This is a genomic window from Aeromonas sp. QDB68, assembly GCF_027707405.1.
Lineage (GTDB): Bacteria > Pseudomonadota > Gammaproteobacteria > Enterobacterales > Aeromonadaceae > Aeromonas > Aeromonas caviae.
Genome location: NZ_JAPCIQ010000040.1, coordinates 16,552 through 33,962 on the forward strand (window position 1 = coordinate 16,552; position 17,411 = coordinate 33,962).

Consider the following 17,411-nt stretch of genomic DNA (forward strand, 5'->3'; position numbering starts at 1 on the left):
AGTTTCAGGATGTGTGACGAGACAGTTCCTGACTCACAACACGGTTCCAGTGCAACGCACCATCGGCCAGCAGCGAACGATCAAATTCAGGACGAGCAAACATCGCCCAGCGTTGACGTGGGTGAGCCCAGTCCAGCATCAACAACTCAAAACCATATTCTGCCGCCAGGGCCGCCACCGTTTCGGGACGAAACGAGACACAGCCGGGATAAATCCACCCTTCGCCGGTAAAGTCCTCATCGGCCACCAGAAACGTCGCAAAAAGGGCTCCGCTCGGCTTCATATGTTGCGCCAATTCACTCAACCAGCCACGCATCAGCGATAACGAGGTATGGCTGAAAATAGATTGCGCCACCACAAAATCGAGCCCCAAAGGCTGCTCAAAGGCTTGAAGATTGGCCGCATAGGTAAAACGGGGCTGCTTGATCCTGACCATATCACGGCCTATTTCCTGCTCAATTCCCTGTTCGACCAGCCAGCGATTCGGTTCAGCCCCGACATAATGACCGGCATTGAGATAGGGGATCAACAAACGCCCCAGGCGTAATGAGCCGCAGCCAACATCGAGCAAAGTATGATGCTGGCGCAAACCGGCGCAGGTCAGCAAATTGAACACCATGGCTGAGACCAGATCATAATCTTCGGCAGGGCCGACATAGGCGCGGTAGTGCTCACTGCCAGGCGCCAGCCCAATCCCGGTGTCGGTGGTCACCACCTTGCGTTTAAAGCGAGAAAACATCTTGCCACTCCCAATAAGACAAAAACCCTCGCACCCTAACGAGAGAGGGGATAAGGGTCAAGCAAAAAAAATGGGCAGCCAAGGCTGCCCATTTTCAAGAACCAGACTGAATTACTTCAGCAGGGTCAGTACACCGTTGGTCTTGTGAGCAGCGTACACTTGTACCGCAATACCAGATACTACATCGGTACGAGTGGTGGTAGCAGTCACAGAACCATCAGTAGCAGTTCCGGAAGTGCTGTTCAGACCAGCCAAAACAGGAACCTGAGCATCAACCACCAGACGCAGCTTGCCAGTGTAGTCAGCGGCAACACCGGCGGCAGCGGCGATATCTTTGATATCGATCTGAGCGGTAGAGGCGCGTGCAGCCAGCTCACCCTTGTCGGCGCCGAGAATGGCAGCCAGAGTAGTTTGCTTGCTGTTACCAGCATCGTCGATCACTGTAATGGCGACTGCACCCTTGGTAGCGGTCTTGTTGGTGATACGAACGAAGTTGTTGTATGCGCCGTTCGGGTTCAGAGCCATCTCAACTTCAGCAGTGGAGCCATTTTTCTTCAGCACTGCAGCGTTTTCGACAACAACAGGGGCAAACGTGAAGCCAGCGACAGGGGTAACAACAGTATAGGTAGCCTTGACAGTAGTTTCTGGGATAGTGTCAGTACCGTTTACGGTATAAACCACTGAGTCAACCAGAGTAACGTTGTTACGAGTGGCAGACTGCTTGTCAGCAGCGATGGTGAAGACATTGGCAGGAGTACCCTTCTCTGTCATAGAGGAAACAGGCTTGAAGTTACCATCCAGCTTCCAAGAAGAGGCACTTACAACGTCAGTAACCGCAGTGATCGCAGTACCGTCTTGCTTCATGATACCAGTCTGGCTCAGAGCAACTTTCAGGTCGACCAAATCGGTGGCAGTAACACCGCCCTCGAACTTCTTGCTTTCGGAAGTAGAGGTGATGTCGATCTTCTTGATACCAGCGGACTGGGCAGCAGATACTTTCAGTACTGGAACGAAGGAAATCAGGGTACCCTGCTTGCCAGTCACCAGACTGTTGGTCTTGTTCACTGCGTTTGCAGCAGTTTCGTAGATGTTGTACTCAACATTAGTGTCAGCTTGGTTGGCTACAGTTACTTGACCTCTCAGCTCGAGAGCTTGGGCTGCGGTGGTACCACCAGCGATGTTGAAGATAGCGAAGGATTGACCGTCACCACCAGAAGCCAGAGACCAAGCACCCTTACCGTCTTCGAGCGCAGTAAGACCTTTAAGTGCCGGGACACCAGAGAACTTGGCACCGTTGGACAGATCGAAACGTACGTACGGAGTGGTCAGGGCAAAACCAGCCTTCACGTCAACCAGCTTGGTGCCAGGAACAGCGGGGGATGCGGAGGGAGCAGGAGCAACGCCAACGGCAGTATTTGCAGTGAACGCTTGCTCTTTGGCGAACAAGTTAGCAACTTGGTCTTTTGCTGCGTCATCGAGGTTTACCGCCGCGGCATTGAAGCTCAGACCAGCAATGGCCAGTGCAATCAGTGACTTTTTCATTAGAATCATTCTCCAAAAATTAAACTAGTTTAACCCGAGCACCCTCAGGTAAGACGAAACCTGCTTTTCTACTGCATGCCCCTTTTCCGGAAAGATGTATCACACAAAGAAAAGACGAGCCTCTGTTGCTTAAAAGCCCGTTGATCATATCTGTCGCACTAAAATAATCAAGCCCTCTCAACCCTTTATGCGCCTAGAAAAGCGCCAAACGCACCAAAGCGTGAAAAAAATCACAAAGAAACGACCCCGTATGACACCAGACTGATGATAAAAACAGCAACAAGAGTTGCGTTAGACACCACACCTCTACTACTTTGCGCCCGCGGCAATGAGCATCCATCGACTCTCTGGGTGTTGTATGTCTCCGCCACGATCAATTATTACTGTTGCGTTATTGACAAAAACAAGATTAACCACTGCTCACCAAACAACCAAAAAAGCCCCCGCCCCACACAAACGGCGTCATTAAGGGCCAACCTATCAGCTCAATGGCCATGACTACCCTCACTGCATGCGACAAAAGGTTCCACTGTAGGAGGGGCTAGCCGGATGAGCCATATCTAGCAAAAAACGGGCAAAAAAAAGCGGAGCACAAGGCTCCGCTAAAAACGATCGGGTTATTCGATAATAATTACTCTCCTATCGCCCCTTCGGGGGCCAACCCCGGCAGGTAACGGCGCTTGAGAGTGGGGGCATTGTTAAGTTCAAGTTGTTGTTGATATCGCTCTGTCAGGCTTTGCGCCTCATTAAAATCACGGATCACATACGGGATGATCATCACAACCAGCTCGGTGCGATTCTCACTATTACTCTTGGATTTGAACAGGCTACCAATCCAGGGAATATCCCCTAGCAAGGGAACGCCGGTATCCCCCTCCCCTTTGGTGCTTGAGATCAGTCCCGCCAACATCACTGAGCCACCGTCGCGCAGAGTCAAGGCAGTTTCAACTTTACGGTTCATGATCGTTGGACTCAAGGTCTCGGTACTGCTCGAGTTATCAGCCTGTTCTGAAAGCTCCTGGCTGACACTCAAATCGACCACACCGCTCGCTTGAACTGTCGGTTTGATCGTCAGGATTACCCCGGTCTTGCGATATTGTACCGTTTTGTTGATAGGTGCATCCGGGTTCTCTGTTGACTGGCTGGTACCCGTGACCACAGGTATTTCATTGCCCACCTCGATACGCGCCTCTTCACCACTTCGCACCATCAACTTGGGACTGGAACGAATTACAGCCTGTTTATTTTCATAGAATGCATTGAGTTTGGCGCGTGTCTGACCTGCACTATTCAGTGTCAGATTCAACCCGGTGCTGCCCAGACCATTCGCGGTCCCCAAAATCAAGTCTTTAGAGCCAAAATCAGTGTGGATGTTTTGCCAATCGACTCCCAACCCCTCTTTATCGTTCAGGGTGACCTCTGCAAGCAGTACATCGATCATCACCGAAGGCACCGGCTTGTCCAATGAGGCCAATAATGGCCTCATTTTTACCCATTCTTTACCACTTCCTTTAAAAATAAGCGAATTACGATTGGCATCAACGACAACACTACCTTGTTCACCATTGCCACTCATGATGGTTGGTGTATTTTTGGCCTGTTCGCCACCAGCCAAAGAACCGTTCCCCTTACTTTCGCCGGTTGCACTGACGGTATTACTGCTATTGACACCGGTCGAAGGAATATTGGCACCATAACCCAAGGCTCCCAACATGGTGGCAATCCCGGCCGCTTGAGTATTGCGCACCTGATAAATGAACAACCCCTGTTCAACCTTCTCTTGTGATTCCCGATCCAGGATTTCGACCCACTGTCTGACATGGCTCAACACTTTGGTGTCAGATGCGAAGACAATGATACGCTGCAGTTCTTTCATTTTAAGAACGATGATACCACCGAGCGGAGGTGTTTCAGATACATCATAACCTTCTGATTGCAACACCTTAATCAAGGCATTCCCTAACTGCTCAGCATCCGAATAGACCGGGCTGATAGCAAGACTACGGCTGCTTTTTAATGCGGGTTGGTCAAACAGTGAGATCGCAGCAGTTGCACTTTGCACTTGCTCAATCGGTCCCCGGAGCATGATGGTATTGGTCATCGCATCCGCCTTGATGCTCAAAGGTGACCCCGTAAACATCTCGTTCAGCCAAGAAAGCATCTGGTTGCTGTTAACAACCCTCATTGGCACCAGTTGAAATACAGGTCGATGAGACATCGGCACATCCGGCAAGGCACTACCACTGACTATCAAAGGCAATGCATCATTTGCGACGTTCGAGCCGACTTGAAAATACAACACACCTTCACGTTCTTTGATATCCACGCCATAATCAGCCAACACATTTCTGGCAGTATTAAATAAAACGGGTAGCGGCTGAGGCTCACTCATTCGCAATGTAACAAGGTCTGTTTTCTTTTGTAACTCAGGGCTAACAACAAAGGAGAGCCCCAAGCGATTACCGAATACTTCATTAATGAAGGCTGGAAGAGGGAAGTTGTTCACGTTGACACTGATTGAATCCCCGCTCAAGCCTTTGCCCAAGTTATCTACAACCGGTTCAACATAACGAACCTGCTGAGACCCACCGGGTGTGATGGCAAACCTGTCTCTTTTAAGGCCAGCAACATCTTGAGTTTGCTCTGCCTGCAAAGACTCATCAAGCGCAGAAACCTGCTGAGGTTCCCGCAGAGGAGATGATGGGATAGGTGTCGGTTGTGTGTTAATTGCGCAACCACTTAATACGCCCATCACGGCTAACCAAGTTCCTGAGCGAAGGATACTTGTACGCGTTGAGTGGAGGAAGTCAATCTGCAGACTCTGTTGTTTCATGGTTTGGTTATTACCTGGTCTTCGTTCTGAATCGGGTTAGGATAAAGGGCCATTGTACCCTGTTGGTTATCACTAGATTGCCAAACAAGCGTGGTCTGACCGAGAGATTCTACACGTTTATTTCCGTCAAAATTCATCCCCACCGTTACCTTATGCACCTTCAAATCGGGCGCAAGCAGCAGGGCACTTCGCTCGCCTCCTTGGCTGACAATGGCCACCAATAACCATGATGCCATTGAGACCGCTTTATCATCCTTATCACCCGTTGATTGACTCTCTTCAATCACAGGCCACACCCTTGCTAGCACCTTGGGAGAAACTCTCACCGATGAAGACTGGCCTCCTGCCGGCCATTTCCAATCCGTAAAAGAACTGGAGCTGGATTCATTGATATCTAATGGCCAAAGAAATCCAACGGCCAGGGCTGAAAAACCCGCACATACTGCAAACAAAGTACGTTTGACTATTGCTCTACTTTCCACGGGAAATACCATACGGTTGCGATAATATTATATCCCACCAAATCTTCATTTAGCAGTTGAACATTCATACTATCAACTCTATAAGATGGGGTATGCTGTTCAAGGCCGTTTATCATTGCCAAGACTCGGTTAGCAGCACCCTGCCCACTTAGCCGAAGCTGCAATGGAATTAATCCACTGTCTGCTTGCACCTTGGCCGCACTTGACACCTCAATTGACACATTGCCCAAGTGATGTTGTTTTGCCTCTGCTGCCGCGAATGTCTGGATGTCAGCCCTAGCTAACGACTCACTAGACGCCATGCCAAAGCGTTTTCCCTGAACGTCAATCGCTTTTCTCGCCTGACTGAGTCTTTCCGGCCATTGACTCTCCCCGACTAAACTCTGCTGGTCATTCCACTCGCTATATTTTTTTGCAAGAGACTCTTTCAATTCACCCCGTGAATCAGAGAGCAATAAATTAATCCATAACAAGAATATTAAAATGACACACCAACAAGCCCAGCGCAGACGATTGTTTTCTGACAGCTGCTCCTTGGTTTTTTGCCATTCATTTATCATCCAGGACTTAGTTATCATTACTCTTTCATCCTATCCACAGAGGGTCTGACATTAGCGGTCAGTGTTATTGTATTACCATCACCATTGATCTGAACCTGGGTTCCGCTAAGGATAAAACCACCTGCACGAAGCTTATCTATTCGCTGCACATACTCACGCGGCTCAGGTTTTTTATCCACTAATCGTAGCCGCAACAACCCGCCCTGATAGTCATAGCGTTCCACGCGGCCTGTGTGCGCTGGTAATGTAGTCAGAACGGCATTGATCAGGTCATGTTGACTCGTGCTACTGAGCCTCTCCCTGGCGACATATTGAGCCTTAGCCTGATATGCACGCTGGCGCGCATGCTGCTGTAATAGTCCGCCTTCTTCTTGCTCGGCCAAACGCGTTTCTAACATTTGACCCTTTCGCCATAGATCCATGATGGCGCCACTTTGTAGTAGCATACTGAGCATGAGAGCCATAGTCACCAACAACATGCCCACATCAATCAACCATTGCTTCTCACGAGGCTGCAATGGCGTTGGAGCCAACCGGTCGAGTGCAATACCACCGCCCCCAAGTGGAACCCACTTGGAACCAATTAATACCCCATTTTCCCATGACTGAGATTCGGCACCTTCCAAATTCTCGATCATTCGCTCGGTAGAATCCTCTTCGGGTACAAGTATCGAATCGGGTATGCAAGGAATCGTGGCGGCCTCAGGCAAACGAGCTAAGAGCGCAGATTTATCCCAGAGCCACACCATAGCACTGGCACCTTTCCAGATGGCATAAAAGCCCGTTTCCTGAAATGGGGTTATTAGCTCAACTCTCTGGTTCAATGCCTTCCCACGCTTGGCCGTGGGCACCTTCGAAAAATCCAGATGATAATAGAGGGACAGCGAGCGACAGACGATCACTCTTGAACGTAATCCAGGTAATTGAACCTCATCAATCTGAGACCGAGTGACCAACCATTGCCTAGTGGAAAAATGGTTTAAAATCCAGCTTTGAAGATGCCTGACATGGTTGGTTATCCGTGTAATCGAAAGCATAACTGACTTCCCAAGGCACTACGATAGAATCAGGCGATAATGATATCCCAACCCATCGCTGTTGTCTGCATTGCATATCCGAGCGACGAAAAATCACTCGAATATAGTTATCGAAATAGAATCTTGTTGAAAGTGCATCCAGAGGTAAAATCGCTCCCAATCGCTGATTTGCATCTGGTAGATTCTGAAATGGTTTTTTTTCTCTTTCCGTCACGATCTGCTTCGCCAGCTCATCTCCAATACCAGGAAGAGTGGCAAGTAATGCTCTAGGCATGGTATTTAAGTTGATGACCTGCCCAGATGTTTCTGTGATATAGGGCATTGATGCATGTAACCACCCCTTCCATTGTGGCGCACTCAACAAGTTGAAAACTTGCCCAGGTGAAACCATGAAACGATGTGAAGGCAACGTCATTCCCGCATTGACATAGTCACTTTCCACAGCGCCATTTAATCGTCTCAGATCATCTTTATCTGTATAGTCCTGGAGTTGATCAAGAAAATTATTAGCGACGGAAAAGTTCACATCGATTGACTGTAAATAGGCAGTCCAACGATCTCTGTCAGGGTCAATGAGCCCCAACAGACTGCTCTCATCCGCCAATGAAAATTGAATCGCCCCTATGCCTTGATAAACTCTATTATCAAGCGCCATAAGTAGCCCATCAGTATTCATCATGGTGGGCGATGCAGACTCCTGAAGTTTCAAAGAACCATATGTTGGTTGCCTTGTAGAGAACAAATGAAGCAAGGTCGACAGGGTTGCCTTTTCATCCAGTCTTAATTGGATGTCCTGCTTTATCTTTTCGGCTACCTCGATACGCTGTTGACTATATGCACTAACAAATGCCGCAACTAATGAAAGTACAATTAATAGTCCAAGCACAGAAATGAGGACAAAACCATCATCCCTTCTGCTGCTTCTTTCCATTTTTTCATGTTCAAGCCGAGCGTTAGAGATCACGATAGTCCCCTCTGGGGTAGGTTCGGTTCGGCATATCTACAAGAATCTCAAACAATATCGCCCCCCCGTTCACTACTTTTAGCGATATTGCATCCGGCTTTTTCAGGTATGAATTATGTGGTGGTGATGTTATTGCAGGCCATCGGGTAGAGGCCTCACCTTTGAAATAATAAGAAAACTCACCCTCGGAACCCTCTGGCCACCTCATGATTGGCCATTCCAACCCAATCTGAGAATAAGACAGGACGAGCTTATTGTTGCTATCTTTCGATAAGCGCCATTCAATTGGTTGAGTCTCACCACTGTCACCGACTAATGGTGTGTGACTGACCGCTTTAATCGTCTGCGATGAGCCTAAAAACTGACGTTCTTCATTGCTGTCGACCTGAACACCTGCCAGTGAACTTTGTAACCATTTGTTAGATAAATACACTGGCATTTCGGTCCACTGGCGACTTTGCACACGCTGATAGGTCACCAATGCACTGTTTAAACCTTGGAACAACAACGCAGTTACCAACCCAAGGATTGCCATCGTGACCAAGAGCTCTAATAGAGTTAAGCCTCGTTGCAAATTTGGATTAAAACGCATTCATGACATCCCCTACTCCGGGCTTCAGTTCAAAGTTAACGATCCGAGTAGAATAACTCTGGTAGGTACGCGAACCGATGGAAGGGGTAAGAGCAACTTCATACAGACTCACAAAGAAGTTGCTTCCGCCCATCTCACCCATTTTTGTGGCATTCATCTCTATCGATGAACTCTGCCAACGAATCGTAACACCGGAATATTCACACACACCGGTCGACTGGGCCGAGAGATTGGCTCTGCTCAAAAAAGAAACGCAACTATCCACTGCCGGGGCAATCTTGGTGTACTGTTCTGCTCGTTGCAGCTGATTGATACTCGCACCAATCCACCCAAACAGCGCCATCGATGCACCGGCCAGTATGGTCAAGGCGACGATGGCCTCGAGCAACGAAAAACCTTGCTGCTTCACCATGCCCGGCCCTCCCATTGGCAATAGGGAGGAGTGAGCGCGATCCGACGCTTCACTTCGTCGCCTTGCAGCAGCTGCAATTGCCCGCCGAGGCAAACGCCATTGGGCAGATAGCGTACCGGTCGCTCCGTTTTGAGCTGCCAGCCAGCCGGTAGTGTCAATGGCAACGCCTGCAACGCCATGGGTCGTCCGGTCAGTTGCACTTCCATTGGCAAACCATTGATGCGTTGCTGCAGTGTCTGCCACTCATTGCGATGACGCAGACGTTCGGCGAGATCGATAAAACGGGGACCAACCATCCCCGTTATCATGCCCACCAGCACCAGTACCACAAGCAGCTCAAGCAGGGTAAAACCCCGTTGCGGCATGCTTACTTCTCCAATATGCCGACTTCTGCATCCATACCGTCCCCCCCTTCCTTGCCATCGGCACCGAGGGAGTAGAGGGCGAAACCTTGCAGGTTGCTGACTGGGCTCTTGTAGACGTAGTCACGGCCCCAGGGATCTTTGGGCAGTTGATCTTCCAGATAGGGTCCCTGCCAGCTCGGCACATCGGCAGGAGCCTTCATCAGAGAGACGAGGCCCTGCTCTGTAGTGGGATAACTCCCCACATCCAGGCGATAGGTTTGCAAGGCCCCGCGCAGCATCTTGACCTGAGTCTCTGCCGTCTTGACTTTGGATTTATCCACGTTGGAGAAGAGGCGCGGGCCCACCAAACCGGCCAGCATGCCCAGAATAACCAGCACGACCAAGAGCTCGATCAGGGTAAAACCGCCTTGATGGCGGGAGAAACGTTGGGATTGCATGGAGAGTCCTCAGATTAACTAGACGGCCATCTCATTCACACTGGTGATGGCCAGGATGATGCCAAGAATAATGACGCCGATGATAGAGCCAATCAGCAGAATGGCAAGGGGCTCGATCAACGCAAGCACCTTCTTGATGCGGTTCTTGCTGTTCTCTTCATACATGGCGGCCAGCGAGGAGAACATCTCGGCAAGGCGGCCACTCTTCTCACCGACCCGCACCAGATTGACCCCGGAGCGAGCGATCAGCCGGGTCTCGGCGAGAGCCTCCGACAGGCTCTTGCCCGAGCGCACCAGGCGGATCACCTCCCCCATCCCACGCTGGCGAAACGGGATACGAAAAGAGCCGCGCGATAACTCGAGTGCCTGCAGTAACTCGACCCGGGATCCCAGCATGGCTGCCAGGGTATAAGACCAGCTTGCGACATCGCTCTGGTAGAGCCATTCCCCCACCACGGGCAGGCGTGACACGCCGTTGAGCAGACGCTGGCGTACATCGCGCGAGCGCAGCGCCAAGGCAAGACCTGCCACACAGAGAGTGAGTGCGATGAGCAATAGATCCCAGTTGGCGTTAAACCACTCCCCCGTCGAGAGCACCATGTCGGCCAACCAGGGCAGCGTCACCTTACCGTGGCCCAACATGCCGGTGAATTTCGGCACCACCACGGCAAACATCAACACGACCGCCGACAGGCCTGCCAGCACCAGCACGATGGGATAGGTCAGGGCATTACGCAGTTCATTGCCGGTGCGTTGGTCAAACTGCATTTTCTCCAAGGCTCGGCTCAGCGCCTCACCCAACTCGCCGGTGGCTTCACCCGCCCTCACCAGATGAAACAGGTAGTCGGGCAGCGGTAGCTTGCTCTGGGCAAGGGCGGCGGAAAAACTCTCCCCCTGCTGCAAAGCCCTGCCCATGGTGCGAAATGCCTGCTCAATTTGAGGATGGTGTCCCCCTTCAATCAGCGCATCGATCCCCTCGGAGAGGGTCACTCCTGAGGTGATCAGGGTGGTCAACTCATGCAGAGCCTGCAGCAACTGAGCACGCGTCAGGCGAGGGGTAAACCAGGGCGCGCGCGCCACGGCCGCCAGCTCGCTGAGCTCAATGACGATGACCCCCTTGTCACTGAGCTGGCGCAGTGCCGCATGACGATGGACTGCGTCCAGCTCTCCCTTCAGGCTGTTGCCCTGCGCGTCTACGCCTTCATATCGGAAAATCATCAGTCGTGTTCCACATAGGCGACCCGCATCACCTCTTCAATGCTGGTTAATCCCCTGCTGGCCTTGATCAGACCATCTTCAAACAGTGTCCGCTGGCCTTGTTGCCGGATCAGCGACTTGATCTCCTGCAAGGGGGCCTGCCGGTTGACCAGCTGTTGCAACTCACCGTCCAGGGCAACGAGCTCATAGATCCCCAACCGCCCGCGATAGCCGGTGTGATGACAGTGCGGGCATCCCACCGCCTTCTTCCAATTGGCGGCAGCAAACGCCGGTTGGCTGCTTGACCACCCCTGTGGCAAGAGCGGATGGTCGTCCTCGACGGCACACTGCTCACAGAGGCGACGGACCAGCCGCTGTGCCTGAACACCACGCACCGACGCCGCCACCAGGAAGGGCTCGAGCCCCATGTCAACCAATCGGGTAAAGGCAGAAGCGGCATCGTTGGTGTGCAAGGTAGAGAGCACCAAGTGACCCGTCAGGGCTGACTGGATGGCAATCTGCGCCGTATCCAGGTCCCGGATCTCACCGATCATGATGGTGTCGGGGTCTTGACGTAAGATGGCACGCAGTGCACGGGAAAAGGTGTAACCAATCTCGTTGTGCGCCTGGATCTGGGTCACACCCGAGACTTGATACTCAACAGGGTCTTCTACCGTGATGATCTTGTTGCTGCCATCGCGCATGGCTTCGAGCGCGGCGTAGAGCGTGGTGGATTTACCGGAGCCCGTCGGGCCTGTGACCAACACGATCCCGTTGGGACACGCCAACCAGCTGTGCAGCAAACTGAGATGGTCAGGCTCAAACCCGAGTTTTTCCAGCGACAGCGTTCCCCTGTTCTTGGGCAGCAGACGCATCACGATCGACTCACCATGAACACCCGGTGCCGTCGAAACACGGATATCCATATCCTGGCCACTCAGGCGCAAGGTGATACGGCCATCCTGTGGCAAGCGCTTCTCGGCAATATCCAATCCGGCAATCAGCTTGATCCGTGACCCTATCGCCGGATAGCGCTCGGCCGGTTGCACCATATGAGTATGAAGCACGCCGTCGACCCGCATGCGTACCGTGAAGCGCAGCTCTTCGGGCTCAACGTGAATATCGGATGCACCGCTGTCGACAGCCTGTGCCAGCAGGTTATTGACCAGCTCCACGACCGGCGCCTCTTCGATCAACGCCTGTAACGAATGCTCGCTGTTACTGAACAGGTCGGTGACGGCACTCTCACGCCTGACTTGGTCCACCAGGGTGTCGATGTCCTGGGTTCGAGCCAGCCAGTACTGCACCGGGCGCCCCGCAAACAGATAGGCGATGAGATCCTGCAGCTGCGTCTCTAACGGGTCTTTTGCAACCAGCTGCAGCTGACCGTCCACCTCCCACAACAGGGCATCGTTATCGAGCCACCACTCCAGCCTGACTGGCAGAGGCAGCAGGCATTGATAGATATCCAAGGGGGCCGGCATGTGGGCAGGCTCGACACAGGGATAGCCCAACTGCTCTGACAGCGATCGCAATACCGCATCTTCAGAGACAGCCCCCATCCTGACCAGAATGGAGCCCAAGCGTCCACCGGCCTGACGTTGTACTTCCAGGGCTCGCTCTAAGTCTTCGCGCCCGATCGCCCCTTTGGCGATCAGTCTCTCACCAATCTTCATGACACGTCCTACAAAACATCGGCAAATCCGGCCTTGGTTTTATTAAACCAGCGGTATCCAAGCCACATCACAGAGAAAGAGACGACCGCATGCACAGCCAGCAAGCGCCAATCGGGCTGTCGATGCAAGATCAGTACATCCCGTAGCGAGTCCATGATGATGGTCAGTGGGTTAAAGAGGAGAAATGAGCGGATCACCTCTGGGGCTGTTTCCAGGGAGAAAAACGCGGTACTGGTAAAGAGCAGCAGCGTCAGGAAACTCCCCATAAACTGGCCAATATCACGAAAATAGACGGCCAGAGAGGCAACAAACCATCCTAACCCCAATAGCAGAGCAAATAGTGGCAGCAGTACTAACGGCAATAAAAAGAACGTCCAGGATAGACCGTTGCCCATGAGTAATGCCAACAGACACAGCAAGACGAGACTGAGAAATACCTGGAAGAGAGAGGAAAGAACGGTGATCCACACCAGGGTGTCTAACGGGAAGACGACCTTTTTTACATAGTTCCGGTTGGACGACAGTAAATCCGGGGACCTGGATAGGACCTCAGCCATCCACCCGTGGACAATCAATCCGCAGAATAACATCAGACCATAGTTAGCCTGCGTATCGCCAACGCCCCACTTCGATTTGAGGATCAGGGTAAAGAAGAAGGTATAGAGTCCAAGCATTAACAAGGGATTGAGTAATGCCCACACCATGCCTAACAGTGTTCCCTTATAGCGGGCACTAATGTCTCTGATCACCAAATCACGGATAAGCGACTTGTGTTCAAGAGCAGACCCGAAGAGCGCAATCATCAACAGAGCTCCGCGTCATTGAACGCAGCAGCAAGCGCATCTTTGGGCGACAGGGTTGGAGACGTCGCGATCTCGGGCCAGGCAATGGCCAAGGTGGCATCGTTCCACAAGATGCTGCGTTCAGCGGTGGGCTGATAGTAATCGGTGGTCTTGTAGAGAAACTCGGCGTGTTCACTCAGAGTGAGAAAACCATGGGCAAACCCTTCCGGGATCCACAACTGTCGCTTGTTTTGTGCGCTGAGGTTAACACCCACCCATTGCCCAAAGGTTGGCGAGTCTTTTCGGATATCCACCGCGACATCAAACACTTCACCGGCGACACAACGCACCAATTTCCCTTGTGCATGCGGGGCCATCTGATAATGGAGCCCACGCAGCACGCCCTGACTCGAGCGTGAGTGGTTATCCTGGACAAACTCCACCGCACGCCCGACCGCCTCTTCAAAGACTCTTTGATTGAAACTTTCGAAGAAGAAACCTCTGTCATCACCAAATACACGCGGCTCAAAGATGAGCACGTCAGGAATAGAAGCCTTAATTACATTCATTGGATTACCCACACGTTATGATGCTAGAGAGACATGAACCAAAGCCTGCATATCTATTGAGTACGTCAGGCTCTGGCGATGAGCTTTAGCAGATACTGGCCATAGGCATTCTTCGCAAGTGGCGCCGCCAGGCTTTTCACTTGCTCTGCGTCAATGAACTTCTTGCGATAGGCAATCTCTTCCGGACACGCGACTTTCAATCCCTGACGGGTCTCAATGGTCTGAATAAAGTTGCTCGCTTCAATCAGGCTCTCATGGGTACCAGTATCGAGCCAGGCATAACCGCGGCCCATCATCGCCACCGACAGATTGCCTTGCTCCAGGTAGATACGGTTCACATCGGTGATCTCCAATTCACCGCGCGCCGAAGGCTTCAGGCCTTTGGCGATCTCCACCACACTGTTGTCGTAGAAATAGAGGCCAGTAACGGCGTAATTGCTCTTTGGCTCTAGCGGCTTTTCTTCCAAGGAGATAGCTGTTCCCTGTTCATCAAATTCCACTACCCCGTAACGCTCAGGGTCATGTACGTGATAAGCAAAGACGGTGGCACCGCTCTCTTTGGCTGCTGCCGCCTCCAGCTGTTTCTGCAAGTCATGGCCATAGAAGATGTTGTCGCCCAACACGAGAGCACAGGGGTCTGAGCCGATGAACTCCTCTCCCAGAATAAAGGCTTGAGCCAACCCGTCCGGGCTCGGCTGCACCTTGTATTGCAGGTTCAAGCCCCATTGGCTGCCATCACCCAGCAACTGTTCGAATCTGGGAGTATCTTGCGGTGTGCTGATGATGAGGATGTCACGAATGCCAGCCAGCATCAGGGTGCTCAGCGGATAGTAGATCATCGGCTTGTCGTAAATAGGCAGCAGCTGCTTGCTCACGGCCATGGTGACAGGATAGAGACGGGTGCCGGAGCCTCCGGCCAGAATAATGCCTTTACGTTGGGTCATGGTGCTCAATTTCTTCTATTTAATTGCGAGATGAGGGGGGCCTGCTGCCACCCAGTCACTTTTATCCCTATCAGTCAGCTGTACATTCACTGAGTGCGGCGACATTGATCCCTATGTGCCGAGGATCTCGGTCAACATCCGCTCCACACCCACGCTCCAATCTGGCAGCACCAGATCAAAAGTTTGCTGGAACTTGGTCGTATCGAGTCGCGAGTTATGAGGACGCTTGGCGGGGGTGGGGAAGGCGCTGGTCGGTACCGCATTGACACATGTGACCGCAAGCTCGCCCCCTGCCTCTTTGGCCTTGCTAAACACCAGCTGTGCATAGTCAAACCAGGTGGTGGTACCCGAGGCAATCAGATGATAGAGCCCGGCAACTTGCGGCCTCGCTTGCGCAACACGGATCGCGTGAGCCGTGCAATCGGCCAGCAGCTCGGCCCCGGTCGGTGCGCCGAATTGATCGTTGATGACCGACATCTCGCTGCGCTCTTTACCAAAACGCAGCATGGTCTTGGCGAAGTTGGCGCCACGGGCGGCATAGACCCAGCTGGTGCGGAAGATAAGATGACGGGAGCAGAGTGCTGCCGCCTGTTCTCCTGCCAGCTTGGTCTCACCATAGACGTTGAGCGGGGCCGTCGCATCGGTTTCAACCCAGGGACGTTCGCCACTGCCATCGAATACATAATCGGTGGAGTAGTGTACCAGCCAGGCGCCCAGCACTTGGGCTTCTCTGGCAATCGCAGCCACGCTGGTGGCATTGAGCAGCTCGGCAAACTCACGCTCGCTCTCGGCCTTGTCGACCGCCGTATGCGCCGCCGCGTTCACGATCACATCCGGTTTGACTAGCCGTACCGTTTCGGCCACCCCCGCCGGGTTACTAAAGTCGCCGCAATAGTCGGTGGAGTCGAAGTCGACGGCGGTGATACGGCCCAATGGAGCGAGCGAGCGCTGCAACTCCCAACCCACCTGACCGTTTTTGCCAAACAACAGGATATGCATCAGCTACGCTCCCCATAGTTCTGCTCGATCCAGGATTGATAAGCACCGCTCTTGACGTTGCCCACCCACTGCTGGTTATCCAGATACCACTGTACCGTCTTGCGGATCCCGGATTCGAAGGTTTCTTGCGGCTGCCAATCGAGCTCGGAGCTCATCTTGCTGGCGTCAATGGCATAGCGGCGGTCGTGGCCAGGGCGATCGGCGACATAGGTGATCTGTTCCCGATAGGAGCAGGCTTTAGGCACCATCTCGTCAAGCAGATCGCAGATGGTATGCACCACCTCCAGATTTTGCTTCTCATTGTGCCCGCCGATGTTGTAGGTCTCCCCTACCACGCCCGTGGTGACCACCTTGTAGAGCGCCCGAGCATGATCTTCCACATAGAGCCAATCCCGGATCTGATCGCCCTTGCCATACACAGGCAGCGGCTTGCCATCCAGGGCGTTGAGGATAACTAACGGGATCAGCTTCTCGGGAAAGTGATAGGGGCCATAGTTGTTGGAGCAGTTCGTGACCAGGGTCGGCAGGCCATAGGTTCGGCGCCAGGCGCGCACCAGATGATCGCTCGACGCCTTGGAAGCGGAATAGGGGCTGCTCGGTGCATAGGGAGTCGTCTCGGTAAAGAGCGGCAGCGGGTCGTCGCCGCTGACTTCATCCGGATGGGGCAAGTCCCCGTACACCTCGTCGGTGGAGATGTGATGGAAGCGAAAAGCCGCCTTGCGTACCTCGTCCAGACCATTCCAATAGGCACGTGCCGCCTCAAGCAGCATATAGGTGCCGACGATATTGGTCTCGATAAACGCCGCCGGCCCAGTGATAGAGCGATCAACGTGGCTCTCGGCCGCCAGGTGCATCACGGCGTCCGGCTGGTGCTGAGCAAACACTCGATCCAGTTCGGCACGGTTGCAGATATCCACCTGCTCAAAGGCATAACGTTCACTGTTTGCAACAGAGGCCAAGGATTCCAGGTTGCCCGCATAGGTGAGTTTATCGAGGTTGATAACTGAGTCGTTGGTATCCCGGATGATATGGCGCACCACAGCCGAGCCGATAAAACCGGCGCCGCCGGTCACAAGGATCTTCATTGAAAGGTTCCTGATTGCAATCTAATGAAAAAGAGATTTCTGGTGATGTTGTGCTGTCTTATGGCGCCACGATTGTAACCGTTCACCGGGACGGTGTTGACAGCACCAACTCCTCCGGGAACGGGTAGTCGGTTTTCTCGATGCAGGACCTGACAACTGCCCTCAGCCACTCCTGCGGGCAGCGGCCCAATCGCTT

The 17,411-nt window shown here is 52.7% G+C and carries 18 protein-coding genes; all 18 read right to left on the minus strand.

Annotated features, from left to right (window positions below; genetic code table 11):
• Nucleotides 1-4 precede the first annotated feature (4 nt).
• Nucleotides 5-739 (minus strand): class I SAM-dependent methyltransferase, encoded by a 735-nt coding sequence (locus PG892_RS12880; RefSeq protein ID WP_223916209.1) that lies wholly within the window; start codon nucleotides 737-739, stop codon nucleotides 5-7.
• Between the two features lie 111 nt (nucleotides 740-850).
• Complete coding sequence (locus tag PG892_RS12885; protein WP_270825469.1) at nucleotides 851-2,281, minus strand: hypothetical protein; 1,431 nt, start codon at nucleotides 2,279-2,281, stop codon at nucleotides 851-853.
• A 631-nt stretch (nucleotides 2,282-2,912) separates the two neighbouring features.
• Complete coding sequence (locus PG892_RS12890) at nucleotides 2,913-5,114, minus strand: secretin N-terminal domain-containing protein (RefSeq protein WP_270825470.1); 2,202 nt, start codon at nucleotides 5,112-5,114, stop codon at nucleotides 2,913-2,915.
• Nucleotides 5,111-5,596: a hypothetical protein gene (locus PG892_RS12895; protein WP_270825471.1), complete on the minus strand. Its 486-nt coding sequence runs from the start codon at nucleotides 5,594-5,596 to the stop codon at nucleotides 5,111-5,113. The genes PG892_RS12890 and PG892_RS12895 overlap by 4 nt, the downstream gene beginning before the upstream one ends.
• Nucleotides 5,578-6,174 (minus strand): hypothetical protein, encoded by a 597-nt coding sequence (locus PG892_RS12900; RefSeq protein WP_270825472.1) that lies wholly within the window; start codon nucleotides 6,172-6,174, stop codon nucleotides 5,578-5,580. Before PG892_RS12900 ends, PG892_RS12895 begins: the two co-directional genes overlap by 19 nt.
• Nucleotides 6,174-7,193 (minus strand): hypothetical protein, encoded by a 1,020-nt coding sequence (locus tag PG892_RS12905; RefSeq protein ID WP_270825477.1) that lies wholly within the window; start codon nucleotides 7,191-7,193, stop codon nucleotides 6,174-6,176. Before PG892_RS12905 ends, PG892_RS12900 begins: the two co-directional genes overlap by 1 nt.
• Nucleotides 7,120-8,157: a general secretion pathway protein GspK gene (locus PG892_RS12910; protein WP_270825473.1), complete on the minus strand. Its 1,038-nt coding sequence runs from the start codon at nucleotides 8,155-8,157 to the stop codon at nucleotides 7,120-7,122. The genes PG892_RS12905 and PG892_RS12910 overlap by 74 nt, the downstream gene beginning before the upstream one ends.
• The gene (locus PG892_RS12915) at nucleotides 8,147-8,749 is read right to left on the minus strand and encodes a PulJ/GspJ family protein (protein ID WP_270825474.1); all 603 of its coding nucleotides are present in this window, start codon (nucleotides 8,747-8,749) and stop codon (nucleotides 8,147-8,149) included. Before PG892_RS12915 ends, PG892_RS12910 begins: the two co-directional genes overlap by 11 nt.
• Nucleotides 8,739-9,161 (minus strand): type IV pilus modification PilV family protein, encoded by a 423-nt coding sequence (locus tag PG892_RS12920; RefSeq protein WP_270825475.1) that lies wholly within the window; start codon nucleotides 9,159-9,161, stop codon nucleotides 8,739-8,741. The genes PG892_RS12915 and PG892_RS12920 overlap by 11 nt, the downstream gene beginning before the upstream one ends.
• Nucleotides 9,155-9,526, minus strand: coding sequence for a prepilin-type N-terminal cleavage/methylation domain-containing protein (locus PG892_RS12925; protein WP_060586791.1), 372 nt, complete (start codon nucleotides 9,524-9,526; stop codon nucleotides 9,155-9,157). Before PG892_RS12925 ends, PG892_RS12920 begins: the two co-directional genes overlap by 7 nt.
• Nucleotides 9,527-9,528: 2 nt before the next feature.
• Nucleotides 9,529-9,963, minus strand: a complete 435-nt coding sequence (gene gspG, locus PG892_RS12930; RefSeq protein ID WP_005302859.1) for a type II secretion system major pseudopilin GspG — start codon at nucleotides 9,961-9,963, stop codon at nucleotides 9,529-9,531.
• An 18-nt stretch (nucleotides 9,964-9,981) separates the two neighbouring features.
• Nucleotides 9,982-11,181: a type II secretion system F family protein gene (locus PG892_RS12935; RefSeq protein ID WP_270825476.1), complete on the minus strand. Its 1,200-nt coding sequence runs from the start codon at nucleotides 11,179-11,181 to the stop codon at nucleotides 9,982-9,984.
• The gene (locus PG892_RS12940; RefSeq protein WP_005349930.1) at nucleotides 11,181-12,836 is read right to left on the minus strand and encodes a GspE/PulE family protein; all 1,656 of its coding nucleotides are present in this window, start codon (nucleotides 12,834-12,836) and stop codon (nucleotides 11,181-11,183) included. The genes PG892_RS12935 and PG892_RS12940 overlap by 1 nt, the downstream gene beginning before the upstream one ends.
• Before the next feature lie 8 nt (nucleotides 12,837-12,844).
• A complete protein-coding gene (locus PG892_RS12945) occupies nucleotides 12,845-13,639 on the minus strand; it encodes an ABC transporter permease (RefSeq protein ID WP_005349947.1) in 795 nt (264 codons plus the stop codon).
• Nucleotides 13,639-14,187, minus strand: coding sequence for a dTDP-4-dehydrorhamnose 3,5-epimerase (rfbC, locus tag PG892_RS12950; RefSeq protein ID WP_223916190.1), 549 nt, complete (start codon nucleotides 14,185-14,187; stop codon nucleotides 13,639-13,641). Before rfbC ends, PG892_RS12945 begins: the two co-directional genes overlap by 1 nt.
• Before the next feature lie 65 nt (nucleotides 14,188-14,252).
• Nucleotides 14,253-15,131: a glucose-1-phosphate thymidylyltransferase RfbA gene (rfbA, locus tag PG892_RS12955; protein WP_223916188.1), complete on the minus strand. Its 879-nt coding sequence runs from the start codon at nucleotides 15,129-15,131 to the stop codon at nucleotides 14,253-14,255.
• A 111-nt stretch (nucleotides 15,132-15,242) separates the two neighbouring features.
• On the minus strand, nucleotides 15,243-16,130 hold the full coding sequence (gene rfbD, locus PG892_RS12960; protein ID WP_223916186.1) for a dTDP-4-dehydrorhamnose reductase: 888 nt from the start codon (nucleotides 16,128-16,130) through the stop codon (nucleotides 15,243-15,245).
• Nucleotides 16,130-17,215, minus strand: a complete 1,086-nt coding sequence (gene rfbB, locus PG892_RS12965; RefSeq protein WP_223916184.1) for a dTDP-glucose 4,6-dehydratase — start codon at nucleotides 17,213-17,215, stop codon at nucleotides 16,130-16,132. Before rfbB ends, rfbD begins: the two co-directional genes overlap by 1 nt.
• Nucleotides 17,216-17,411: the final 196 nt, after the last annotated feature.